At 71.0% G+C, this 24,099-nt stretch carries 18 protein-coding genes and 1 pseudogene; 13 read left to right on the forward strand and 6 right to left on the reverse strand.

Annotated features, from left to right (window positions below):
* The first annotated feature begins 120 nt into the window (after positions 1–120).
* Complete coding sequence (locus tag IPH07_34545; GenBank protein ID MBK6922561.1) at positions 121–1,560, forward strand: hypothetical protein; 1,440 nt, start codon at positions 121–123, stop codon at positions 1,558–1,560.
* A 40-nt stretch (positions 1,561–1,600) separates the two neighbouring features.
* Here the strand turns inward: IPH07_34545 and IPH07_34550 are convergent, their stop codons facing one another.
* The gene (locus IPH07_34550) at positions 1,601–2,479 is read right to left on the reverse strand and encodes a hypothetical protein (protein ID MBK6922562.1); all 879 of its coding nucleotides are present in this window, start codon (positions 2,477–2,479) and stop codon (positions 1,601–1,603) included.
* A gap of 273 nt (positions 2,480–2,752) precedes the next feature.
* Here IPH07_34550 and IPH07_34555 point away from each other — a divergent pair, with 273 nt between their 5' ends.
* Entirely contained in the window at positions 2,753–3,823 is a 1,071-nt protein-coding gene (locus IPH07_34555) for a beta-lactamase family protein (protein MBK6922563.1), read from the forward strand.
* A gap of 89 nt (positions 3,824–3,912) precedes the next feature.
* On the opposite strand, the gene IPH07_34560 is transcribed toward IPH07_34555, so the two are convergent.
* The gene (locus IPH07_34560) at positions 3,913–5,058 is read right to left on the reverse strand and encodes a DUF4215 domain-containing protein (GenBank protein MBK6922564.1); all 1,146 of its coding nucleotides are present in this window, start codon (positions 5,056–5,058) and stop codon (positions 3,913–3,915) included.
* Between the two features lie 361 nt (positions 5,059–5,419).
* On the opposite strand from IPH07_34560, the gene IPH07_34565 reads away from it, so the two are divergent.
* Positions 5,420–6,691, forward strand: a complete 1,272-nt coding sequence (locus IPH07_34565; protein MBK6922565.1) for a hypothetical protein — start codon at positions 5,420–5,422, stop codon at positions 6,689–6,691.
* Positions 6,692–6,737: 46 nt separating this feature from the next.
* Here IPH07_34565 and IPH07_34570 read toward each other — a convergent pair whose 3' ends face one another.
* A complete protein-coding gene (locus IPH07_34570; protein ID MBK6922566.1) occupies positions 6,738–9,410 on the reverse strand; it encodes a serine/threonine protein kinase in 2,673 nt (890 codons plus the stop codon).
* Positions 9,411–9,506: 96 nt separating this feature from the next.
* Between IPH07_34570 and IPH07_34575 the strand changes: the two genes are divergently transcribed.
* Positions 9,507–10,685 carry a DTW domain-containing protein gene (locus IPH07_34575; GenBank protein ID MBK6922567.1) on the forward strand — a complete coding sequence of 393 codons (1,179 nt, stop codon included), beginning with the start codon at positions 9,507–9,509 and terminating at the stop codon, positions 10,683–10,685.
* Positions 10,686–10,909: 224 nt separating this feature from the next.
* Positions 10,910–11,437, forward strand: a complete 528-nt coding sequence (locus tag IPH07_34580) for a hypothetical protein (protein MBK6922568.1) — start codon at positions 10,910–10,912, stop codon at positions 11,435–11,437.
* Between the two features lie 37 nt (positions 11,438–11,474).
* On the opposite strand, the gene IPH07_34585 is transcribed toward IPH07_34580, so the two are convergent.
* Positions 11,475–12,362: a bestrophin family protein gene (locus tag IPH07_34585; GenBank protein ID MBK6922569.1), complete on the reverse strand. Its 888-nt coding sequence runs from the start codon at positions 12,360–12,362 to the stop codon at positions 11,475–11,477.
* Positions 12,363–12,528: 166 nt separating this feature from the next.
* Between IPH07_34585 and IPH07_34590 the strand changes: the two genes are divergently transcribed.
* Positions 12,529–13,122, forward strand: a complete 594-nt coding sequence (locus IPH07_34590; protein MBK6922570.1) for a hypothetical protein — start codon at positions 12,529–12,531, stop codon at positions 13,120–13,122.
* A gap of 3 nt (positions 13,123–13,125) precedes the next feature.
* On the opposite strand, the gene IPH07_34595 is transcribed toward IPH07_34590, so the two are convergent.
* On the reverse strand, positions 13,126–13,521 hold the full coding sequence (locus IPH07_34595) for a hypothetical protein (protein MBK6922571.1): 396 nt from the start codon (positions 13,519–13,521) through the stop codon (positions 13,126–13,128).
* Positions 13,522–13,750: 229 nt separating this feature from the next.
* On the opposite strand from IPH07_34595, the gene IPH07_34600 reads away from it, so the two are divergent.
* From IPH07_34600 to IPH07_34615, 4 genes are all read left to right on the forward strand, one after another.
* Positions 13,751–14,767 carry a hypothetical protein gene (locus IPH07_34600; protein ID MBK6922572.1) on the forward strand — a complete coding sequence of 339 codons (1,017 nt, stop codon included), beginning with the start codon at positions 13,751–13,753 and terminating at the stop codon, positions 14,765–14,767.
* 65 nt (positions 14,768–14,832) lie between these two features.
* Complete coding sequence (locus IPH07_34605; GenBank protein MBK6922573.1) at positions 14,833–15,375, forward strand: sigma-70 family RNA polymerase sigma factor; 543 nt, start codon at positions 14,833–14,835, stop codon at positions 15,373–15,375.
* The gene (locus tag IPH07_34610; GenBank protein MBK6922574.1) at positions 15,372–16,160 is read left to right on the forward strand and encodes a hypothetical protein; all 789 of its coding nucleotides are present in this window, start codon (positions 15,372–15,374) and stop codon (positions 16,158–16,160) included. The genes IPH07_34605 and IPH07_34610 overlap by 4 nt, the downstream gene beginning before the upstream one ends.
* 71 nt (positions 16,161–16,231) lie before the next feature.
* On the forward strand, positions 16,232–17,776 hold the full coding sequence (locus tag IPH07_34615) for a thrombospondin type 3 repeat-containing protein (GenBank protein ID MBK6922575.1): 1,545 nt from the start codon (positions 16,232–16,234) through the stop codon (positions 17,774–17,776).
* 82 nt (positions 17,777–17,858) lie between these two features.
* Here the strand turns inward: IPH07_34615 and IPH07_34620 are convergent, their stop codons facing one another.
* Positions 17,859–19,895, reverse strand: a complete 2,037-nt coding sequence (locus tag IPH07_34620; protein MBK6922576.1) for an oligopeptide transporter, OPT family — start codon at positions 19,893–19,895, stop codon at positions 17,859–17,861.
* A 79-nt stretch (positions 19,896–19,974) separates the two neighbouring features.
* On the opposite strand from IPH07_34620, the gene IPH07_34625 reads away from it, so the two are divergent.
* The 3 genes and pseudogenes from IPH07_34625 (at position 19,975) to IPH07_34635 (ending at position 23,026) form a co-directional block, all read left to right on the forward strand.
* Positions 19,975–20,568 (forward strand): hypothetical protein, encoded by a 594-nt coding sequence (locus IPH07_34625; protein ID MBK6922577.1) that lies wholly within the window; start codon positions 19,975–19,977, stop codon positions 20,566–20,568.
* Between the two features lie 224 nt (positions 20,569–20,792).
* Complete coding sequence (locus IPH07_34630) at positions 20,793–22,577, forward strand: DUF2330 domain-containing protein (protein ID MBK6922578.1); 1,785 nt, start codon at positions 20,793–20,795, stop codon at positions 22,575–22,577.
* 86 nt (positions 22,578–22,663) lie between these two features.
* A pseudogene (locus IPH07_34635) lies at positions 22,664–23,026 on the forward strand (hypothetical protein).
* Positions 23,027–24,099: the final 1,073 nt, after the last annotated feature.

The raw sequence follows: 24,099 nt of genomic DNA on the forward strand, positions 1-24,099 counted from the left end.
CTCGGCGACATCGGCTGATGTACTCTGATCGCTATGCCTAGCCCTGGGACTCGTGTGCCTGCAGCCGTGTCGATCGTGGTGCCGAACCGTCGCCTCTTGCCCCGCGCCACACTCGCTGCCATGGCGATGGCGCTCGGTGCCTGCGCCGATCCGTGCCTCGACGATGGTCTGGGACAGTCGGCGTGTCCGGTGCAGCAGACCGATGGCGCCAGCGGCAGCAGCACCGGCGAGACCGACTCGAACAGCAACACGATCTCCGACTCCGACTCCGCCAGCGCGACGCTGACCGCGGGCTCGGCCTCGATGAGCGCTTCGGCCAGCGACACCGACACCGACTCGGCGACCGCATCGGCATCGGCCAGCGCGACCGACTCGGCCAGCGCAACCGACTCGGCGTCGGACTCGGGCAGCGCGAGTGACAGCGAAGGTGGCACGCAGTGGTGCCCCGACGCCGACATGGACGGCTTCGGCGACCCCGAGGGCTGCGTGAACGCGATGGACCCCCCGCCCGGCACCGTCGACAACGACGACGACTGCGACGACGGCGACGCGGACACCTTCCCCGGCGCGGCCCCCAACGACGACGCGACCGCGTGCATGCACGATGGTGACGGCGACGACTGGGGCGACGACAACCCCGGGCCCGGCGTCGACGCGGGCACCGACTGCGACGACGAGGACGCCGAGACCTTCCCGGGTGCGGCCGAGGCCGAGGCCGATCCGACCCAGTGCAGCACCGACGCCGACGGCGACGGCTGGGGCGACGCGAACCCCAGCGGCACCGCGGTGCCGGGCGCCGACTGCTTCGACGGCAACGATGCGCTCAACCCCTCGACGATGGCGCTCACGGCATTCGTCAACCAGGGCTTCCAGCCGGTGGTCGCGACCGCGAGCACGCTCGACGCCGCACTCTCGACGGTGGCCCCGCTCGACACGCCATTCCAGTGGAATCCGGTGTCGGCGACGATCGACGAGACCGGCCTCATCATCCTCAACAACGACTCGCAGAACCGGCTCTACTCCGTCGAGTACCTCGGGGTCTGCGACGGCAGCGAGGCCGAGGGCACGACGACTGCGCTGCCGCAGTCCCACGGCATCGACGTCTTCTGCGGCCTCGGCTTCGGCGTCGACGGTCTGCTCTACGGCGTGCAGAACGCGACCGACGAGGTCGCCGAGTTCGATCCCACCACCGGTGCGGTGCTCAGCTCGGTGCCGCTGACGCTGGGCGGCACGCCGTTCGACGCCGGCTCGTGTGGCATGACCTTCGACTGCCACACCCAGCGCCTGCTCTACGCCCACGGCCCCAGCGGTGACATCTTCGCGCTCGACCCCGTCGCCGGCACGCTCGAGCTGGTCGCCGACACCGCCTTCACGTGGTCACCGACCGGCCTCGCCTACGATCCCGTCGATCGCGTGGTGTGGGTCGCCGGTGACACGACGATGTATCGCGTCGCGATCGACGGCAGCAACACCGTCGAAGAGATCGGCAACTTCGACTTCGGACCCGGCGGCGACGTGTCGGTCTCGAACATCGAGACGCTGCCGGTCTGCGTACCGTAGCGGCGGGTTGCGCCGAAGCTGGCGCCTCAGCGTCGATGCGCTACGGCGTCGTGCAGTGAGAGGCGCTGCAGTGATGGCAGCGCCCGCTGCTCGTCGCGTCGTCGACGAGCCGCATCGCTCGTCCATCGAACGCGTAGTGACGGGTGCGTTCGTGGTGATCGGGCACCATCGACGCACCCCCGCGCGTCGCCCACGACGCGGCGGTGTGCAGTTCGCGGATGCCATGATCGAAGCCGGCGACGTGGGAGCTGACGTCGACGAACCCGATGAACGTGCCGATGCGGTGGCCGCAGCTCCCGCGCATGACGTAGGCATCGTGGGGCACCTCCCACGGGCAAGTGCCGCCCTCGGCGTGCGGTACGACCACGTCGAGCTGGCCATCGCCGTCGAGGTCGATGAGCGGCGTCGTCGACAGCAGCCAGCGAACCGAAGATTCGCGGAACTCGCCTTGCTGATCGATGCCCGACGAGGTCACCAGGATCTCACGGGCCTGCGTAGGCGGCTTCACACAGGGTCCGGGGAGCGACGAGACGGGCTGGTGCCCGACCGGGAGCCACTGCACCGTGGCCTCGACCTCGCCGTTGCCGCGCGCGCCGATGTCGACGCCGACGCGGCGATCGTGGCCGATCCACGCGCAGGTGTGACGCGGCGCTTCGACACACGGGGTCACGCGCGTGAAGCCACCGGTCTCGAGGACCTCGCCCCACGTCGCCGCGACCTCGGTGTACGACGCATCCGCGACGTGATGGCGCAGGCGCAGATCGCCGCCCTCGCCGATCGACACCGACGCATCTGCGGGGTCGTAGATGGACGGGAACAGCAGTGCCGGTGGCCACTCGGCGGGACGAGCGAAGGTGTGCGTGCGATCCGGCGCGACCGCGCGCGATGCCGTGCCGGCTGTCTCGGCGACGGTGGGCACAGGACTCGCGTCCGGTGAGGCGTGGGCGGTCGTCGCGTCTGGCGGGCGCGCCGACGAGTTGGATGCGGCACAGGCGAATGAGGCGACCCACAACGCACCCGCCGCCATTGCCCGAGGACGTCTGTGCTCGGCAACCACGCCAGCGATTCTGCCACGACCGCGTCGGTCTCGCGGCTCGTACCGTCGTTGGCACAGCATGCTGCGCCCCGAATACGGGTGGCGGCGCCGAGGCCGATCCGTGGCCGGCGCTCGTGGCATGCTCGCCGCATCCGCGTGGACGACTCGGTTCCGACCAAGGTCTCCGGCCACCTGCGCAAGCGCTTCGGCCACAACGAAGGCGTGCAGTACTGGTTCCGCACCCCCGACGGGCAGACACGCACCTCGTCGGCGGGCTTCGCCAGTCGTCGGCCGCCACGCCGCGTCACGCCGGCGACGACGTTCCACTGCTTCTCGACCACCAAGCCGATCACCGCGCTCGCGCTGCTGCAGCTGGCGGCCGACGGCAAGGTCGATCTCGACGCGCCGGTGCGCGAGTCGTTGCCGGAGATTCCCTACGACAACGGCATGACCGCCCGTCAGCTGCTGTCGCACCAGGGCGGCCTGCCGAACCCGCTGCCGCTGGCGTGGGTGCACCGCGCCGAGGACCACGCGGGCTTCGACCGGCAGGCCTTCCTCGAGCGCGTGCTGAAAGAGAACCCGCGCGCCGAGCCGCCGGGCAAGAAGGCCCGCTACTCCAACATCGGGTACCTGCTGCTCGGTGCGATGATCGAGCGCGTCTCGGGCCAGCCCTACCCCGTGTTCGTGCGCCAGCGGATCCTCGACGTGGTGCGATCGCGCGACGTCACGGCCTTCCTCGACTTCGGGGCGCCGGTCGAGCGACACGCGGTGGGCTACACGCGCGTGGTCTCGGGCATCGGCCTCGCGCTGGCGTTCATGCGAGATCCCGCCAAGCTGCGCACACGCGAAGGCGGCTGGATCCGCTACCACCCCTTCCACCTCGACGGCGCCGCGTACGGTGGCCTCGAGGGCAACGTACGGGGCTGGGCGCCGCTACTCACCGCGATCGTCGATCGTGATCCCCGGCTGCTGCCACCCGAGTGGTACGCGACATGGTTCGCGCCGCAGTCGCTCGCCTCGGGTGCGCCGTCGGGCCACGCGTTGTCGTGGTTCACCGGCGACACCGCCGGCCATGCGCACCTGCGCCACGCCGGCGGTGGCTCGGGCTACGGCGCCGAGATCCGCATCTACCCCGAACTCGGGGCCGCCAGCGCGATCCTCTGCAACACCACGGTCGTCAGCGACACGCGCATGCTCGACGAGCTCGACGCGCTGTGGCTGCCGTGATCCACACCCACGACGATGGAAAAAGACCGCGGCCGCTCGATGCGACCGCGGTCCATGCCGTCGTGCACGAAGACGTGCACGCATGCGCATCAGTGACGACGGCGACGCAGCAGCGCGAGGCCGAACGCACCGAACGCAGCCCACAGCGGGCTACCACCGCCGGAGCTGTTGCAGACGCAGCCACCGCTGCCGTCGTCCTCGCCGCCGGTGCCCTCGTCGCTGCCACCGCCGGAGTCGTCGCTTCCGGCGGTCGCGCTCGCGGTCGCGGTCGCGCTCGCCGAGGCGTCGCCACCGCTGGTGTCCGCACCCGACGCGCTGGCGCTGGCGCTGCCGCTGTCGGCCGCGGTGGTGCCACCGTCGGAGCCGCTGCTCGTGCCGGGGTCGACCTCGACCGTGCAATCCGCCGCGCAACCGTCACCGGGATCGGTGTTCATGTCGTCGCACTCTTCGACGCCCTCTTGCACGAGGCCATCGCCACACACCGCCGTGGTGCACGTGCTGGTGCAGGCCGCGGTGTCGGCGTTCATCAGGCCGTCGTCGCACTCCTCGCCCTTGTCCATCAGGCCATTGCCGCAGACGTCGAGCAGACGGAACGTGATGCCCTCGATGCCGAGCTCGTCGCGCGCCGGGCCCGCGCCTCCGGCGTCGTCACCCGACCACGAGATGTAGTAGACGCCGCCGTCGGGGATCGGGGTCTCGGGCGTGATCACCTCGACCACGTCGGTCCCAACGAAGCCGTCGCGGTCGGCCGCCATCGGCGTGACGATGGGCTCGCCGATGGCGGTGTAGGCCATGTTGTCGGCCGAGTGCTCCAGCGACACGGTGCTGCTGCGACCGACGTCGTTGTTGACCCACAGGGTGTACTCGACCTGCACGTCGGTGATGTCGGCGCCGGTGTTGTTGACGAGGCGCAGCACCACGCGGCCGGGGGTGAAGGCGAGATCGGTGGGCTGGATGCCGAAGGCGATCGTGCCGGCGCCGTCGATGTCGAAGGCCCACACACCGGGATCGTCGACGTTGCCGGTGCTGATGCCGCGCGCGTAGTCGCTGCCTGCGCCGCCGGCCGTGCCGCCGAAGTCGAGCACGCTGCTACCGCTGAGCCGCACCGACCAGTCGTCGGAGTCGAGCTGTCCCGCGGCCGGCTCGGGATCGAAGCCGCTGCCGTCGAAGGCCGAGAGGTCGATCTGGACCACCGGCGCGAGATCGACATCGGCGAGTGCCGGCTGCGTCGCCAATGCGACACCGACACCAGCGAAGAGCGACAGACCACGGATACGACCCGAAGTAAGAACTGAAGTACGCATCCCCCGAGGGTAGACCGCTTCCAAGGTCACCGCAACGGCAGAAGACCGCGCGGGTCGACGCGGCGGGGCATGGGTCACGCCCGCCAGCGAGAACGTCAATCGCCAGGAGCGCGATCGATCGCACACCATCGACGGGAGGTTCGGAGGCCCCGCGCTCCGTACGACCCGCGCCGACAGCTCGCGCGCGCACCATAGGGACGAGCGATCTCGGCACGAACGTGCCGTCGAGCCCGCGCCGCGATCGCTGCGCCGTGCGTCCTCGCTACAGGGCGACCGCCAGCCCCCGCCAGGGGTGGAACACCGTGTGAATGCGCGTGCGTTAGAGTTCGGCATGCGCCTGCGCTTCGCCGTCACCGCCTTGGTCCTGCTCGGCTGCGATCCCACGCCCGCTGCACCGACCCCAGCTGCCGACAGCCGGGCGGGCGCTGCGAAGGCAGAGCCCACTGCGGACGCGCCGACGGACGCGAAGCAAGACGAGACCGCCGCGAACACCAAGCCCAAGGCCGCACCCACGCCGCTCACGAGGGAGGCGCGCGCCGAGTACCACCAACACCTCGAGCAGGGCCGCAAGCTCGCGAAGGCGCAGGATTGGGCCAAGGCGATCGTCGAGCTCGAAGCTGCGCTCGCGGTGATTCCCGGCGACGATCGTGCGCTGGGTGAGCTGTCGTGGGCGGCGTTCTCCTCGGGTGACCACGCCAAGGCGCGCTCCTCGGCGAAGGCGGCGGTGCTCGCCGCCAGCAACCCGAAGATCAAAGGCGCGTCGCTCTACAACCTCGGCCGTGCCGAGGAGGCACTCGGCGAGCTGGCCGCGGCGAAGTCCGCGTACGAGCAGTCGATCGCGGCGCGCCCGAACGAGGTCGTGCGCAAGCGACTCGCCGACCTCGCCACCCGCGTGCCCGCGATCGCCGAGCCGCTGCCGTGCACCAAGCCCAGCGACGCGACGAAGGTCTGCGAGTGTCTGCGAGCGACGCTGCCAGCGGACACCTTCGCACCCGAGAACCAGCCCGCGGCGTGCGAGCTCACGGCCACCGGCGTCGACGGCTTCTCGTTCGCGAGGTTCGCGACCTCGCCCATCGGTGAAGAGAACGTGGTGTTGATTGCGCGCGGGCCAGAGGGATGGGCCGTGGTCGCGCAGCTCGACTACGTCTACAACCCCGGCGCCTTCGGGATCTACGAGGAGTGGGAGCTCGCGGCTGCCAAAGAGCGCACGATTGGCACCCACGCCGTCGTCGAGTTCACCAGCCACAAGACGCGCTCCGACAGCGACATGGGCGTCGATGAAGCGGAATCGGAGACCACCGACAGGCTGATCGTGTGCGACCGCGGGGTCGGCAGGTCACTGCCGCGCTGTCCGCTCCAGATCGTGACCTCGTACGAGTACGAGCGCGACCGCATGGGCCTCGCCGAGGATGGCGACCTCGCGAAGGACATTCAGACGCCGGGGCTGCCCATCCACAAGACCAGCAAGATCGCCGTCACGATCGGCGAGGATGGCATCGCGAAGCTCCGGGCCGAGACCGGCAGCGTCGAACCAGAGCAGCTGGGCGATCGCAAGCTGTGGTGACGACGACGATGTGGCGGGGTCGTGGCGCCGCCGGCTCGCGCGCGGCTCACGGCGCGGGCAGCTCGGCGATCCGCCGATCGAGGCGCTCGAGACGGGCCGGGTCCGGCTCGGGCGCGGCGGCAGCGATCGCCCGCGCGCGCACGAGCAGGCGCCGACGCTCGTCCTGCTGCGACGCGAGCACGAGCACGTCGGACAGCGCCACCAGCGTACCGACCAGCTCGGGATACTCGAGTCCGTAGGCGCGCTCCTGCACCGCGATCGCACGCCGGAGCGCACGCTCGGCCGCCACGGGCTCGTGCAGCTCTGTCAGCGCCAGGCCGAGGTCGTGCAGCGGCATGATGAGCTCGGGGTGCTCGGGCCCGAAGTGGCGCTCGAAGATCGCGACCGCGCGCTCGAGCTGCGGCCGCGCGAGCTCGGGGTGGCCCTCCTGCGCGTGGGTCAGCGCGATGTGGGCCAGCACGCTGGCGACCTCGGGATGATCGGGGCCGTAGGCCGCCTCGAGGTTGGCCATGGCGCGCTCGTACCACAGCCGCGCGGTCGCGGGCTCGTCGCGGGCCCACCACACGTTGCCGATGTTGGACTGTAGATCGCCGACCGTCGGATGGTGCGGCCCGTACAGTCGCTCGAAGCTGGCGGCGGCCTCTTCGTAGAGCGGCATCGCAGCGTCGACATCGTCGCGCAGGAACGTGAGGTTGGCGAGCGCGGTCGTCACCAACGCCCGCTCGCGATCATCGGGCTGCAGCTGCGCGGCGGCCTCGCGGGCGCGCTCGAACGACGACGCCGCGCCGTCGAAGTCGCGCTGCTCCAGACGCATCGCGCCATGCGCGACGAACAGCTTCACGGTGAGCGCCGGCGCGGCGCCGTGGCGATCGAGCAACGCCGACGCCAGCGCGAACCACCGCTCACCCTCGGGAACCCGCGCATCGACGTAGCCGACCTGTCGCAGCAGATCGATCGCGATGGTCGCCGCCAGCCGATCGTCACCCCCGCGCAGCGCCGTCCACAGCGCCTCCTCGAGCGCGGCCTCGCCGTCGTCGCCACCATCCTTGGTCGCGAGCTGACCGTGGATGTGCAGCGTCTCGGCCAGCAGCGGCGGATAGCCGAGCGTGCGCGCCTGCGGGAGCATCGTCGCGAGCTGCTCGGCGGCGTCGCGGGGGTGACCCGAGATGTCGGCGGCGTGGACCTGCGCGAGCTGGGCCTGCAGCGACTCGATCGCCTGGCGTCGCTCGGGCTCGGTGGGCAGCGGCGTGCGCTGGCCGAGGGTGGCGGTCTCGCTGCAGGCGTCGAGCGCAGGCAATCGTCCGACCGCCGTCACCGACTCGCGCACGGTGATGACGTCCGCCGCGGCCATGCGCGCGACCAGGGCGTCGAACGACTGCTGCGCGCGCGCGAGGCACTGCATGCGCTCGTCGAGCACCTGCTCGGACTGCACGCCATCGATCGACGTGGCGCGGCACGCCTGGCCGTGCGCCTCGACCCACGCACCGGCGTAGCCTTCGAGCAGCGAAGTCGTGTGGCGCAGGGCGTCCGCGGCATACGGCGCGTCGACACCCTCGAACGCGTGACGCAACGCGTCGCGCGTGGCGTCGTTCCAGCTGGGGGCGAATGCCGCTGCGGCGCCCCTGCACGGTGTTGGCGATGCGGTCGCGCGCGCGGTGAACCACGCCGCGCCGCCGGTCGCACCGAGGGCGACGGCCGCGATCGCGAAGCGACGCCGCCGTGCTCTCGGATCGCGCGAGAGGCGGTCGAGCAGCGCCGACAGCGACGGGTGACGCTCGTCGACGCGCTTGGCGAGCCCCCGACGCAGCAGCGGCCACACCCACCGCGGCACGCGACCATCGGCCGGCGGGGGCTCGGGCTCGCGCTCGCACACCGCGATGACCAGGGCCGTCAGCGAGGCCGCGCGGAACGGACGCACGCCATAGAGCGCCTCGTAGAGCGCGACGCAGAACGCAAACTGGTCGGCGGCCGGGCCCGGCTCTCCACCGAGATGTTGCTCCGGCGCCATGTAGGCCGGCGTGCCCGCGCGTCCATCATGCACGCTGGTCTCGCCGCTGCCTCGAGCACCGGCGTCGGTGGGCGGGACCTCGTCGGTCGGCTCCATTCCCGACGAGCGATCGAGCACGCGGGCGAGCCCGAAGTCACCGACCCGCGCCCGTCCATCGCGCCCGATGAGCACGTTGTCGGGCTTGAAGTCGCCGTGCACGATGCCGGCGTCGTGGGCTGCGACCAGACCGCGCCCGGCGTCGAGGTACATCGCGACGATCTCCGACCACGTGCGCTCCGGCGCGCGCTGCCACTGCGTCAGCGTGCCGCCGTCGATCTGTTCCATCGCCACGAAGACGCGGCCACCGATGGTGCCGACGTCGTGCACCGTCACGACGTTGGGCGAGGTGAGCCGCGCCATGGCCTGGGCCTCGCGCAGCAGTCGGCGGCCGCCGGCCGCTCCCGCACCCCCGCGCGCATGCAACAGCTTGAGCGCGACGGCGCGGTCGAGCTCGGGGTCGAACGCCGAGTACACCACGCCCATCGCGCCGACACCGAGCGTGCCGTGCACGACGTAGCGACCGAGCTGGCCGTGCAGCTCACCCGACGCGGCAGGCCCACGCTCGCCGCGCGCGGTCGCGTGCTCGTCGCTGGCGTGCGTCTCCTCGAGACTTCGCGGATCGGATCGCACGTCATCACGCGCGTCCCCGCCCTCGCCGTCCGTGCCGCCCACGCGCATAGCATGCTACGCGAAGACGCGGCCAGCCGGGCACGCGTCCGCGCACGTGCCCGCGCCCGCGCACGTGCACGTGCTAGCCTCCCGCGCCCGATGGACCTCGTCGCACCGCAGCCCCGCGCGATGTGTCTGCGCTGCCGCCGGCCGCAGGTGGTCTGCTGGTGCCGGTTCATCACGCCGATCCCCACGCGCACGCGCGTGGTGTTGGTGCAGCACTCGCGCGAGCGCGACGTCGCGATCGGCACCGCACGCATGGCGAGTCTCTCGCTGCCGAACTCCGAGCTGCACGTCGGTGTCGACTTCACCGACGACCCCGCGCTCGCGCGCGCGCTCGGCGATCCCACGCGACCACCGATCCTGCTCTACCCCGGCCGCGACAGCATCGACGTGGTACAGCAACCGCCGACGGGGCCGGTCACGCTGGTGGTGGTCGACGGCACCTGGTCGCAGGCCAAGACGCTAATCCGCGACAACCCGCAGCTGGCGTCCCTGCCCCGCTACGGCTTCGTGCCGCCCAAGCCCAGCGAGTACCGCATCCGTCGCGAGCCGCAGGACGAGTTCGTCTCGACCATCGAAGCACTCGTGCACGTGCTCGGTGCGCTCGAGGGCGCACCGGCGCGGTTCGAGGCCTTGATGACGCCGTTTCGCGCGATGGTCGACATGCAGCTCGAGCACATCGGTCGGGTCCATGCTGGCCGTCGCAAGCTGCGGCGTCGACCCACGCGGCCGTCGCCGCGCGGCCCCGCGATCCTGCGCGAGCGCGCGACGGATCTACTGTGCATCGTCGGGGAGTCGAACGCGTGGCCCCACGGTCACGCGCTGCGCCCCCGCGGCAGCATCGGCGAGCTGGTGCACTGGGTCGCGTGGCGCCCCGCGACCGACGAGCGCTTCGAGGCGGTGCTCGCCCCCCGCGGACCGCTGGCGCCCAACACCCCCAGCTACCTCGAGCTGTCGCAAGCCGCGATCGAGGGCGGCGAGTCGGTCGAGTCCTTCGTCGCACGCTGGCGGGACTTCGTACGCGAGCACGACGTCGTGTGCAGCTGGGGCAGCCACGGCATGCGATTGCTGCGACCGACCGGCGGCATCTGGCCCGACCCCCACGTCGATCTTCGTCGCGTGCACGGCACCCTCACGCAGCGACGCGCGGGCAGCCTCGAACGCGACGCGACCGCGCTCGCACTGCCGGAGATCGCGTCGCCCGCCCACGGTCGCGCGGGGCGACGCCTCGCGCTACTGGCCGCGGTGGTGCGCCACTACGCCGAACGCTGCTGACGAGCTGGGGCGAACACGCTGCCGCGCGCGGCAACCGAATCGTGGCGGCGGGCGTCGCGTCCGCGAGCGCCCATCCCGAACGCCTTGACGCAACCGCCACGCCGTGGCTCGCTACGAAGCGAAGGCGCGCCAGGAGGTCTCCCGTCATGCACGAACCGTCGGACGGCCGGGAGCATCGATCGCGAATGAGACGGACGACGAAACTGCGGGCGAGCCCATGGCTCATGCGGATCCCGCTGCTGGCCGCGTGCGCCGGTCACCGCGAAGTCCCTTCCTCCGCACCACCCGAGGTCGTGCGGGTCGAACTGCCCGCGACCGTGTCGCTGCCCGACGAGCCTCATGCCTCTGCGACGACGGGCGCGGAGGCCGGAGCGACACCGGAACCATTCGTCGCTGTCCGCGATCCGCAGTGCAAGGTCGACGCGGACTGCATTCCGGTGGGCGAGGTCCATCCCTACATCTGCGGGGTCGAGCGCGAGCCCGAGATGATGTGGCCGGTCGACATGCTCGTTCGAGGGACGCTCGACTACAATGTCCCGGGTACCGGCTGCCTGTGCATCCAACGGCAGTGTGCGATTCGGGTGAACACTTGCGAGCTACTCATCGGCAGGAAGACCCCGAACTGGGACCTGCCGGTGCGTCGCTGGTGTAACGGCGACAAGCCGGGGCCGCGTCTCAATCGAGGCCTGGACCCACCGCAGGAGGCCCACCCGAAGGGCACTGGTCAAAGCGATGCGGGCTCCAAACGCTGAGATTCCCGCCATTCGGCCCCACGCGACCGCGACCGGCTCACATCAACACGCCGTCGTCGTCGGGCGTCGGCGGCTCGGGGGCATCGGAGTCGCCGAGTCGATTGCACAGCTCGATCTCGATGTTGGTCGCGATCGCGTTCAGCGGAAGGGCGGCGGGGGCCATCGAGAACGGGTCCTCGAGCATGGTCCCGACCTGGTCGATCACGCGGAACGCGAAGCAGACGAGCACCGCGATCGGGACTGCGAACCATCCAGCTTCCTCGACGATGCCCATCGGCAGTAGCACCGCGAACGCGGCGATGAGCAGCGACGCGACGAACTCGTAGGTCTGCGGGAACGGGGTCTTCTTGATGCGCTCGCAGCCGCCCTGGACGTCGAGCAGCGTGGCGATCGAGCTGTCGAGGGACTGCAGCGCGCGGGCGTCGAGGTGGCCGGCGCGGCACAGGCGTGCGAGGTCGCGGAGCTGGCGGTTCAGCAGCGCAGCGTTGACGTTGGGTTCGTCGGTCATTCGCCCGAGCTCGCTCGGCTCGACGTAGCTCGCGACCTCGGGGTCACGCGTGGCGTCCTGCTCGCGCAGGGAGCAGCGCAGCGCGTGCACGTAGGCGATGTGGCGACGCACGATGCGTTGCAGGATCGGTCGCAGTCGATCGGCGGGTCCCACCGGGTAGCCCAGCACCTGAATCCCGAACATGCGCGAGGTGTTGACCAGCTGACCCCACAACTTCCGGCCTTCCCACCAGCGGTCGTAACAGGAGTTGGTGCGGAAGCTGACGAAGATCCCGATCGCTGCACCGATGACCGTGAGCGGCACCGCCGGCAGATCGACCCATGTCGCGGTGAGCACATCCTCGAGGAACACCACGATGCCGGCGCACGCGGCATACAGCGCCAGGGCGCGCCACTGCCACACGACGAGCGTGGACACGGATCGGTGGTAGTCGACGAACATCGAAGGCGGCGGCGGGGATCCACGGCTGCACGCGTGGTGCCATGGCTGGCGTCGTGCAGGCGTGGGCAAGGACCCGCACCGACCGCGCGCATCAGCGCCCTGCATCCCATGGGCACGTGCGCCAGCGCCCGCACGGGCGCCGGTGGTGCCCGCGTTCGGCCGCCAGCTCGTCGGGCGCGTCAGCATCCGCGCCGCCGCATCGTCGAAGCCGCTGCAGTCCACCGTCGGTGGGCCGAGGTTCCGGCGGCTGGCATCCGCGGCGCGTGTGGGCCGAGGTGCACCGGGGCGCTCGGGCGGCAGCGTCTTCGATCGCGTCAGCGTCTTGTCGAATCCGTCGCGCGGGCCGCAGTTCGGGCGTCAACGTCCCGACATGGTCCATGCGGCCGAATTGCCACCGCGTCGAGATCGCATCGCTTTGTCACGCGGCACCACGGTTGCTCCTTCTACGGGGCAACCCGCCATGACCGCCGCCGACGTCACCGTTTCCACGCCTGTCTTCTTCGACCTCGAGGCGAACCTGTTCGGCCATGACCCGGATCGGGCCACCGACGTCGCCCATGCCTTCGTGCGACAGGCGGTGCGCCCCGGACGTCCGCTGCGGCGCGTCACCAGCTCGGACGTGCCGTGCCTGCCCGACGTCGGCGTCGGCGGCTACGCGCGCCACAGCGGCGAGACCACGGTGGTGCGCAGCAGTGGGCTCGCGCTGGTGCTGGCGCAGCGTGCCCGCGCGGCATGAAGGTCACATTCGATCGATGCCGCCCTTGGCGATGATCGCCCCGGCGACATCGAAGAACGACGCGACGCTGTCGCTGTGATCGCCGCGGATGTGCTTGCCGGCCTTGGTCAACGGGAACGCGGTGATGTCGGCCGCCGGCAGGTGCACGCCGGGTCCACGCTCGGCATCCTCGCGCCACTGGCCGCCGTAGACCGCGACCATGCACTCGCCGACGAATGCACCGATCGCCAGCGCCATGCGATCGCAATCATCGGCGGACCACAGCGCCCGGTTGGCTTCGATGTAGCGATCGACCGCGGCGACCCCGGCGTGATCGTACTCGAGTTCGATGCCGACCCGCGCCAGCGTGCGCACGAGACCGTCGGCGTGATCGCGGAGCTGTCGACGCACGGCATCCATCGAGGGTGACGGTACCGCGACGGCGTGCGCGAGGGGGCGCATCCGTCGATGCCGCCCTCGGTGCTCGGTGCCGAGGGGCGACGTGGCGTTGCGGCGGCGAGCAGCCCACGTTTCGGACGCGGCCCGCGAGGCCGCCCGCGGACCGCCGCGATTGCGCACGTTCGCGCGAGCGCGTGTAATCCCGGCGCAGCCGCGACGATGTCTCGTCGGTGGCCCCGACGATCTGAGCATGCTGCCCCTCGCCCTCGCACTCGCGACCCTCGCAGGCCCCAGCCCCGAGCTGCCTGCGCCGGAGGAGCCCGTGACCACGGCGACGAGCCTGCGATGGTCGGCGCCACCCTCGTGCCCCGATCGCGACGCGGTGCTCGGTCAGCTCGCGCCACGGGTGGACCTGGACACCCTCGCCGTCACGGTCGAGATCCACACCACCGACGCCGCGATGCTGCACGCCGAGGTCGCGATCACCGGCCCGCACGGCAGCACCACGCGCACGCTCGAGAGCCCGGCATGCCAGAGCATCGTCGATGCCGTGGTGCTGTTGGCAGAGGTGACCGCCGAGTCGCTGCCGAGTCGCAGCGCGCTGGCAGACACGCCGGCGACGGTACCCGAGCCAGTTCCGACGACCGAACCCGCGACGCAGACCGAGCCGCCACCGCACGACGTGCGCGACGATGCACCGCCCGCGGGGCAGCCGGGCCCCCGTAGGCCCGAGCCCGCGCGCGGGCGTCGGACGCAGGCGCGATTCGCCGCCGCCGCGGTGGTCGGGGGCAACCTCGTGCCCAATGTCGATGCGGGCGCGCGGCTGTCGATCGGCATCGCGCGTCGGCGCGTCCTCGCGGATGTCGGCGGGGCCTTCGTCGGGCGGGGACGCCTGCGCCCGAACGACGACGTGCGCCTGCAGTTCGATGCCTGGGCCGCGATCGCGCGGGTGTGCCCGGTCGTACCGCTGCCGACGCCCCGCCTCGCGCTGGCGATCTGCGGCGTTGCGGCGGCCGGCACCATGGTCGCGAGCGCACAGGGCCCCGGCCTGCTGTTCCCGCGAACCCGCGCCCAGCCGTGGCTGCGCCTCGCCGCCGGTCCCGAGCTCGGCGTGGTGCTCGGCCCACGCGTGCGGCTGGTCGCCGGCCTCGAGCTCGGCGGCCACGTCCTGCGCCCGGGCTTCACGCTCGGCGGCCTGGGCCGCATCTGGGCGCCCAGCGGCCTCTCCGCCCATGGCCTGCTCGGCATCGAGGTCCGCGTCCCGTGACGGGGCCACCGATTGCGAGATCGTTCGACGGATTCGCGGGTCATACCGCAAGAGCGAAGGAGAGCTTGCGCGCCGCCCCCCACGACGCGGACCCGACCCCGGGCCCGACGACCGCCTTCGAGGCGGCCTACGCCGAACACTTCGGGTTCGTGTGGCGGAGCCTGCGTGGGCTCGGCGTGCCGACGGCGTCGCTCGACGACGCGGCGCAGGATGTCTTCGTCGTGGTCCACGATCGACTGCACACGTTCGACTCCACGCGCCCGATGCGGGCGTGGCTGTTCGGCATCGTGCGCAACGTGGCGCGCCGTCATCACGAGCGCGGCGCGAGGCAGTCGCCGCTGCAGCTGGTGCAGTCGCCCGCGCCGCTCGAGGAGACCATGCAGTGGCGCGAGCGGGCGGCAGTGGTGGCCGCGATGCTCGAGCAGCTCGACGAGGGCCATCGCGCGGTGTTCTTGCTCGCGCAGCTCGAGGGCGCCACCGCGCCGGAGATCGCCGACGCGCTCGGCATCAATCTCAACACGGTCTACTCGCGACTGCGAACCGCACGCGCACGCTTCGAGCGCGCGGTCGCACGGCACGAACGACGGGATACGGAGTCGACACGATGACGCGGGAACACGACGCAGCCCGGCAGCAAGAGGTGTACTGGGAGGCCTTCGCCCGCTCGCTCACGCCCACCGCGGCCGATGCCGAGCGCGTGCGCGCGGGTCTGCTGCGTCGCCTCGCCCAGGTGCGCCCGGTCGCCCAGGAGCCGGCTGCTGCGTCGCCGCGCGAGGCTCCGCGCGCGGCCGCAGCGGTGGTGTTGTTCGCGAAGTCGGCGGCGATCTCCGTCGGTCTCGCGGTCACGGCCTTGGGTGGGCTGCACCTGGGCGCTCGCGCCTTGTCGCCGACGCCCGCCGAGCTGCCGACGCGCGTGGCGACGGCGACCGAAGTGCCTCGCGGTGACGCGCCGATACCGTCGCGTCGCGTCGTCGAGCCGCCGGCACCCGCGACCTCGCCCTCGCTCGCACCGGTGACACCGACGCTGGCCCCGCAGGCGACACCGACCACGCGAACGACCGCGCGCGCCCCCGGCAGTACGTCGGCGCCGTCGCGCGGCGGCGAGGCCGTTGCGGTAGCGATGGCACCGGCCGACGCACTGCAGCAAGAGCTCGCGCTCGTGCGCAGCGCTCGCGAGGCGATCGCCGCCGGGCGCCACGCCGACGCCGACGCGCCGCTGGCCCGTCACGCGCAGCAGTTTCCCGACGGTGCACTCGCGCCCGAGCGCGAGGCCTATCGAGCGATCGTCGCGTGTCGGCTCGGGCGTGGCGACGCCGGCAAGCGGGCACGCGCCTTCGCACAGGCACACCCGACGGCATCGCTGCTGGGCGAAGTGAACGCAGCGTGCGAGTGACCGACGCCCGTCACTTCGGATGACGGAAACGACGACGACGACCGAACCCACCATTGATGACGACGAAGCGAATGCTCCTGATCCCTGGCCTTCGGATGCCGAGCATCACCGTGCTGTGCGTGCTCGCGTGCGGCCTGCCCGACAAGAACCTCGGCCAACTCGCCGACGACGGGTCGACGGCGGGCGAGCCCACCGCGTCGGGCACCGACCCGACGACCACGACCACGGACACCGGCCCTGGCGACGACACCGGTGGCGACTTCGCCTGCGGCGATCCGGCCGCCCCGCCGCCGCGCTGCGTCGAGGATGCCGACCTCGACCAGGTGCGCCTCGCCTGCGACAACGCGCCGGACATCACGAATCCGGGCCAAGAGGACCTCGACGCCGACGGCATCGGCGACGTCGCCGATCTGTGCCAGACCATCACCAGCGACCCCAGTGCCGACAGCGACCGCGACGGCATCGGCAACGCGTGCGACAGCTGCCCGTCGACCGTCGACCACTACGAGGGTGCGGTCGACGTCACGCTGCCGGACGGGCTGCGATTTCGCAACGTGCCCGACCTCGGCGATCTCGACGGCGATGGCGTCGGTGATGCCTGCGACAACTGCGTGGCGGTGCCCAACTGCGGCGACTACGACGGCGCCGCACCCTGGCAGGTCGGCGATCCGATCGATCGCGACGACACCACGCAGTGCCAGGCCGACGCCGATCGCGATGGCGTCGGCGATGCCTGTCAGGGCCTGGTGGTCGGCGCACTCGCGGTCGCAGCGGTGGGGCTCGGGCCCGACGACGACTTCGATCAAGACGGCCTCGCCAACGGCGTCGACGCCTGTGCTCGCCTGCCGCTCGTCGTCGACGACGACACGCTCTGCGACGGCGACGGTGACTGCCCCTCGGGCTCGCAGTGCGAGCCACGCGTGGGCGAGAGTCAGGGTGTCTGCAATCATCCCGATCACGACGGCGATGGCATCGGCGACGCGTGCGACACCTGTGCGACCGCGAGCAACCCCGAACAGCTCGTCGACGGTGGGCTCCAGCAGGACGACCAAGACGGTGACTTCGTCGGCAACGCTTGCGAGGCCACGGCCGAGTGCGGCGTCCACCCCGACTCGCCGCCGAGCGGGTTCTATGCGCTCGCGGCCGAGGGCCTGTGCTGCGCTGCCCAGCTGCAGGCGCTCGGAGACGGCACGCTGGCGTTGGTCGCGACCGGCCGTCCGTTGAGCGATCCCGACGGTCGACCGATCAAGCTGGAGTGCAGCGACGCCGACGTGGCGGCGGGCCTGTGCCGTCGACTGCCGGCAAGCGTCGCGGCGCGACCCGGCGTGCTCGAGGCCCCGCCGGGGTGCGAAGCGCTGTTGGACGGCCAGCCGGCCTGGTCGGTCGCCCCGCTCTCGCTCGCCGAGGTCGCCAGCGTCGACGACTTCTGGGGCTTTCGCTGCGAGCTACCGCAGCTCGACCAGGACTTCGACGGCATCGGCGACGCATGCGACTTCTGCATGTTCGCGTTCGACCCCGACAACACGCCCTATGTCGACGCGCAGGGGGAGCTGTGGCCCCTCAACGGCAAGTACTGCAACGGCGCCTACTCGATCGAGAACACCTGCGGCGAGTGAGCTCGCCGCGGCGTCATGTCGTGGGCGCGCCGTTCTTGCCGGCGCCGGCCGATGACGCCGGGCACCACGTTCGTCGTCGCGATCAGCCCTTGCGGGTGGTGCGGATGAGCATCCATGCCATCAGCGCGAAGCAACCCACGCCGAGCAGATCGTAGCCGCCGGGTCCGAGCACACCGACCAGCGTCTCGTGCAGCGACAGGCTGCCGAGCGTGTCGCCCATGCGCGCGGCCGCGATCGCGTACAGCACCCCGGCGAGCGCACCGCCGGCGACCAGGCCGGTGGAGTAGAGATTGCCGGGGCCGAATTCCTCCTCGGCCTCGGCCAGCTTCTCGTCCTTGTCCTCGGCCGCGGCCGGCTTGGGCTTGCCGCGATCGGCGACGTAGCGCACCACGCCACCGGCGAAGATCGGCAGCGTGGTCGCCAGCGGCAGGTAGGCCCCGACCGCGAACGCCAGCGCCGAGACCCCGCACAGCTCGACGGTGATCGCCAGGAAGACGCCGACCAGCACGAACTGCCAGTCGAGGTTGAACGACAGCAGGCCCTTGATGAGCGTGGCCATCAGCGTGCCCTGCGGGGCGCTGAAGGTCTCACCGATCGCGTGCACGACCTTGCCGGTCTCGGGATCGACATGGGCATTGTCGAGCAGCTGCACGGTGGCGCCGATGACGAATGCGGCCGCGACCACGCCGATGAGGAGGCCGATCTGCTGTGCGCGCGGGGTGGCGCCGACGAGGTAGCCGGTCTTCAGGTCCTGTGACGTGGCCCCCGCGTTCGCGGCGGCGATGCAGACCATGCCGCCCACGCAGAGGGCCATCGGCTGGTAGACGTCGCCCGTCCAGCCCAGGCCCGCGAAGATGAGACACGTCGCCATCAACGTGGCGATGGTCATGCCGCTGATGGGGTTGTTCGAGCTGCCGATGAGGCCGACGATGCGGCTCGACACCGTCACGAAGAAGAAGCCGAACACCACCATCAAGACGCCCAGCAGCAGCTTGCTGCCGATGCCGTCGCCGGGGATGAACGGCAACAGCGCGACGATCACCGCCAGTCCGACGCTGCCGCCGACGACCACCGACATCGGTAGGTCGCGCTCGGTGCGACGGGCCGCCGGCGGCAGCTCGCCCTTGGCCTTCACCGAGCCGAGGCTGCCCCGCACCGCGCCGACGATGGTCGGCAGGGTCTTGAGCAGGGTGATGAAGCCGCCGGCCGCGACCGCGCCAGCGCCGATCTGGCGGATGTACGCGAAGTAGATCGCGACGTTGAGCTGCGCAAAGTCGTGGGTCGCCGGGTCATAGCCGAAGCGACCCGGCTCGTAGCCGATCTTCACGAGCTGCGTGGCGATGGTCTCGCCAGGCACCAGCGTGGCCAACAGCGGGATCATGCCGAGCCACGCGAGCACGCCGCCGGCGACCAGCATGCCGGTGCTGCGGGCGCCGAGGATGAAGCCCACGCCCATGTACTCGGGCGTGATGTCGCCGGCCACCGTCGCCGCCGGGAACACCTTGCTCTTCATCGAGCTGACCCACGTCGGGGTCTCGGCGATGACGCCCAGCACCTTCTGCGCGATCGCATAGACGAAGGCAAAGCCGAGGCCCTGATAGGCGATCGCGGCCAGGCGGCCGCCCTTCTCGCCCGCGATGAGCACGCCGGCGCAGGCGGTGCCCTCGGGGTACGGCAGCGTCTCGTGCTCGTTGACGATGAGCGCGCGCCGCAGCGGGATCATCATCAACACGCCCAGCACGCCGCCCAGCAGCGCGAGGGTGAAGATGGTCCAGTAGCTGAAGAACGGCTCGCCGATCGAGTTGCCGGTCTCGTCGCGGCTGAGGAACAGGAAGCCCGGCAGCGTGAACACCACGCCGGCCGCGACCGACTCGCCCGCGGAGCCGATGGTCTGCACGACGTTGTTCTCGAGGATGGTCGAGCCGCCCAGGCGCTTGAGCAGCGAGATCGAAAGCACCGCGATCGGGATCGACGCACTGACCGTGAGGCCGGCCTTGAGCGCCAGGTACACCGTCGAGGCGCCAAAGATGATGCCGAACAGCGCACCGATCACGATGGCCTTGGGCGTGAACTCGGCGACGTTGCTCTCGTCGGCGACGTAGGGCTGGAACTTGGGCATGCGCGGGCGCGATGGTAGCGGACCTCAGGCGGGCCGTGTCGCTGCTATGCCGGCCGCGCGGCTGCTACGATGCACGGGCATGCCCACCAAGAAGCCCTCCGAGGCCGCCGATGTGATGCTCGCCGGCTTCACCGTCGAGCAGTGGAAGCAGCACATGGACCAGGACGAGGACTGGACCGAGCGCATCGAGGGCGCCGACGCAGCCGCCGTGCGGGGCATCGTCGAAGCGCTCGCGCACGCGAACGCGGACGTGCGGCTGCTGGCGTGCAATCTGATCTACGCGCTCGGGGCCGACGGCCTCGGGGTGCAGGGCGATGCCGCAGTCACGCGGCTCGCCGAACTCGCGGCGAACGAGCCGAAGGTCAAGCTGCGAACGCGGGCGCGGCTGGTGCACGAGGCGGTCGCGCAGGCGCAGCAGCGCGCCGCGATCCACCGCGAGTTCCCTTGGCTCGGCGACAGCTCGGGTGACGCCGCCGCGCAGGCGCTCGCTGCCCTCGACGATGCGCGCGCACGCGTGCGCCTGCACGTGTATCTGTGGTGGGTCAACGCCGCCAAGCCGGCGGCGGCGTCGCGCACCGCGGCGGCGCAGAAGCTGACGGCGCTGGTCGAGCGCGAGAGCGAGCCCGAGCTGCGCCAGGCCGCTTCGCTCGCGCTCGCGCGGGTGCGAGGCTGAGCGGCCGCGGACGGGCCGGCGGGGCCGACTGCGCGCCGATCCGAACGAACACCGCACACGCTGCGGGGTGGCGGGACTTGCGGAGCCCGCGTCGAGCTGACATGCTCTCCCGGTTCGTCGCGGTGGATGTCGTCTTGGGTCGTGTTCGACCCCGCGCGGCGAGCGTCGTCTTGGTGCCCATGTCGATGGGCCTGCCCTTTGGATGGATGGAAAGGTTGGATTTGATGAAGCGCGCAGCATTGTTTTCCAGTGTGATCGCAGCTGCTCTCCTCGCGATGCCCCGCGAGGCCGAGGCCTGTGGCGGCACGTTCTGCGACACCGGGCCGAACGCGATGCCCGTGCCGCAGACCGGCGAGAACATCCTGTTCGCGATGGGTGAGGGCTACACCGAGGCCCACATCCAGATCCAGTACGACCCCAACACCGAAGCCGCGAAGTTCGCGTGGGTGGTGCCCATGACGGCGCTGCCGGAGTTCTCGGTCGGCTCGCAGACCCTGTTCACGAACGTGCTCGCCAGCACCGTGCCGGCCTACGGCTTCAACTACACGTTCGACAGCTGCGGCGACCAGGGCAACTCCAGCGGTCTCACGGGTGGCGACGGCGGCGGCGATCCAGGTGGCACGAGCGCGGGTGATGAAACCGGCGGCGAGACCGGCCCCGAGGTGATCCTGCACGAGACCGTCGGCGCGTTCGAGATCACCGTGCTGCAGGGTGGTACCGCCGAGGAGGTCATGACCTGGCTGGGCGACAACGGCTATCAGCAGGATGCGGCAGCCGAGCCGATCCTCGCCGAGTACCTGGCGGAGAACTACATCTTCGCTGCGTTCAAGCTCACCAACGGCGCCGAGATCGGCGAGATCCACCCCATCACGCTGCGCTTCGCCAACGACGAGGCCTGCGTGCCACTGCGGCTGACGCGGATCGCCGCCGAGGAGGACATGGAGGTCCGCACCTTCTTCCTCGCCAACGACCGCGTGGTGCCGCAGAACTACAAGCACGTGCTCGTGAACCCGCTCGAGCTCGACTGGCCCAACTTCGCCAGCAACTACAAGGAGATCATCACGCTCGCGGTCGATGCGTTCGGGGCCGACGGCAAGGCCTTCGTGACCGAGTACGCCGGCCCGTCGTCGGTCGTGAACCCGAGCGGGATCTTCGACGCGAGCTGGTCGCCCGCGGCGTTCGAGGGCCTCGATCCCATCGCGGTGGTCGACACGCTGTCGTCGCAGAACCTGATGTTCTGCGACGAGTTCAACGGCTGCGTCTTCATCCATCCGCTCATCGAGGGCCTGCTCGCCCAGTTCCTGCCGGTGCCCGACGGCCTCGGCCGTGACGAGTTCTACGGCTGCCTCAGCTGCAACGAGGCGATGATCGACACGATGGCGTGGGGCGACGGCTCCGGCTTCTCGACCGCGATGCAGGAGCGCATCGTCGCGCCGGGGCAGCACGCCGCCGATCTGCTGGCGGAGTTCCCCACGCTCACGCGCATGTACACGACCATCTCGCCCGCCGAGATGACCGAAGATCCGTTCTTCTGGCAGAACCCGGACCTCCCGCCGGTCGACCTCACGGCCTCGCTCGCGACGCGTCGCATCTTCTGCAACGGCGATGCGCTGTGGACCCTGCCCGATGGCAAGGAGGTGCTGGTGCCCGACGACGGCGCATGGCCGGACTTCGGCGACGAGATGCCCTACGTCGAAGAGATCGCGACGACGCCGGCCAACGGCGCACCGATCGCGATCGTCGACAACCGCACCTCGATCCAAGGCCAGCTCGACACGTACAACTGCGCGCTCGGCTATCCCGCGACCACCTGCGGTGACAATGCCGACACCTCGGGCGGCTCGGCCTCGGGCGGCTCGGCCTCGGGTGGCGATTCGAGCGGCAGCGACACCGCGGGCGAGAACGACGACAGCGGCTCGGGCTGCGGCTGCAACAGCGGTGGATCCACCTCGGGCGTGCTGCTGCTGCTCGGCGCGATCGCGCTACGACGCCGTCGCCGCGATCGGTAGCCCAGGACCTGCCCAGGCGGGCGCGTGCGAGTCCTCGCTCGCGCGTAGGCTTGCCCCACACGAGGGCATGGGTGGACCATCCAGCCATGCCCTCGCTTCGTTGGTTGGTCCCCATCACCGCGCTCGTCACGGCGTGCTTCGATCCCACCAAGTCGACCAACGACGACACCAGCGGTGGCGATGGCACCAGCGGCAGCGCCACCGATGGCAGCATCGAGACCTCCGCCTCGGCGTCGGCCTCGACCACCGCGTCGAGTGCGACCGACGCGACGACCGCGAGCAGCACCGACCCCATGACCACCGCGGACACGACGACCGCGGCCGACACCACGCAGGGCGACTCGACCGGGCCCGCCGAGCCCTTCTGTGGCGACGGCAACCTCGACGACGGCGAAGCGTGCGACGACGGCGACGCCATCGATGGCAACGGCTGCAACGCCGACTGCCTGCCCTCGGGACGGCTGCTGTGGTGCATCACCGACGGCGACTTCGATGAAGACGTCGGCGAGGGCATCACCACCGACAACGTCGGCAACATCCTCGCGACCGGCACGCTCTTCCGCGACGGCGCCGACGAGGACGTGTGGGTCGGCGCCTGGGCGCAAGACGGCACCGAGCAGTTCGTGCAGCTGTACGATCTCTCCGGCGGCGGCTACGAGCGCGGCGTCGACATCGCGTATGACGGCTCCAACGACGCCGCCTACGTGCTCGCCTCCGACGGTGGCGTGCGACTGCTGCGGATCCTGTCCGACGGCACGCTGTCGACCAACCAGGTGTTGACGGTCTCGGGCGCCAGCTCGCTCGAGCCGCACGTGCTCACGGTCGCGCCCGGCGGGATGTACTGGGCCGGGTCGGGCTTCTTCATGGGCGTGTCGCGTTCGGTGGCGGCGCGGCTGTCGAGCTTCGGCGGTGAGCTGTGGACGACCTCGGTCGCGCAGGGCCCCGCCAACTTCTCGCTCTACGTCGGCGCGGCCGCCGATCCGCTCGACGACGTCTATCTCGCCGGCGTGAGCGGCTCGCAGGGCTTCATCCACCACCGCAGCGCCAGCGACGGCACCAACGCGCTCGACGCCACCGGGCTCACCCCGCTGGCCGGCATCGCCGTCGCAGGCAACGGCGATCTCGTCGTGGTCGGCACCCGCTTCGTGAACGGCCAGGGCGACAACCTCGCGGCCACGCGACTGGCCCCCGACGGCACCACCGTGCTGTGGAGCGTCGACTGGAACGGCGACGCGAACCTCGACGATTTCGCCGCCGGCGTCGCCGTCGACGCCGACGATCGCATCGTCGCGGCCGGCACCCTGCGCAACAGCAACACCAACTGGGTCGGCTTCGCCGCGCGCCTCGAGGGCGACGGCGACACGCTCTGGACCACGACATTCGAGGCCGCGGTCGGCGGCATCTCGCAGGTCAGCGACCTCGCGCTCGACTCCGAGGGCACGCCGAGCGTGGTGGGTACGCAGTTCGGCGACGCCGGCGACGGCGACATCTTCGTGTGTCACCTGGCGATCTGAATCGAGCC

The organism is Deltaproteobacteria bacterium (assembly GCA_016709225.1).
Classification (GTDB): domain Bacteria; phylum Myxococcota_A; class Polyangia; order Nannocystales; family Nannocystaceae; genus Xiheibacterium; species Xiheibacterium phototrophicum.

Bases quoted from the DNA above. Each gene is read 5' to 3' on its own strand.
- IPH07_34545 (MBK6922561.1), top strand. From the start codon at position 121: ATGGCGATGGCGCTCGGTGCCTGCGCCGATCCGTGCCTCGACGATGGT.
- IPH07_34575 (MBK6922567.1), top strand. From the start codon at position 9,507: ATGGACCTCGTCGCACCGCAGCCCCGCGCGATGTGTCTGCGCTGCCGC.
- IPH07_34580 (MBK6922568.1), top strand. From the start codon at position 10,910: ATGCGGATCCCGCTGCTGGCCGCGTGCGCCGGTCACCGCGAAGTCCCT.
- IPH07_34595 (MBK6922571.1), bottom strand. From the start codon at position 13,521: ATGGATGCCGTGCGTCGACAGCTCCGCGATCACGCCGACGGTCTCGTG.
- IPH07_34600 (MBK6922572.1), top strand. From the start codon at position 13,751: ATGCTGCCCCTCGCCCTCGCACTCGCGACCCTCGCAGGCCCCAGCCCC.
- IPH07_34610 (MBK6922574.1), top strand. From the start codon at position 15,372: ATGACGCGGGAACACGACGCAGCCCGGCAGCAAGAGGTGTACTGGGAG.
- IPH07_34615 (MBK6922575.1), top strand. From the start codon at position 16,232: ATGCTCCTGATCCCTGGCCTTCGGATGCCGAGCATCACCGTGCTGTGC.
- IPH07_34620 (MBK6922576.1), bottom strand. From the start codon at position 19,895: ATGCCCAAGTTCCAGCCCTACGTCGCCGACGAGAGCAACGTCGCCGAG.
- IPH07_34625 (MBK6922577.1), top strand. From the start codon at position 19,975: ATGCCCACCAAGAAGCCCTCCGAGGCCGCCGATGTGATGCTCGCCGGC.
- IPH07_34630 (MBK6922578.1), top strand. From the start codon at position 20,793: ATGAAGCGCGCAGCATTGTTTTCCAGTGTGATCGCAGCTGCTCTCCTC.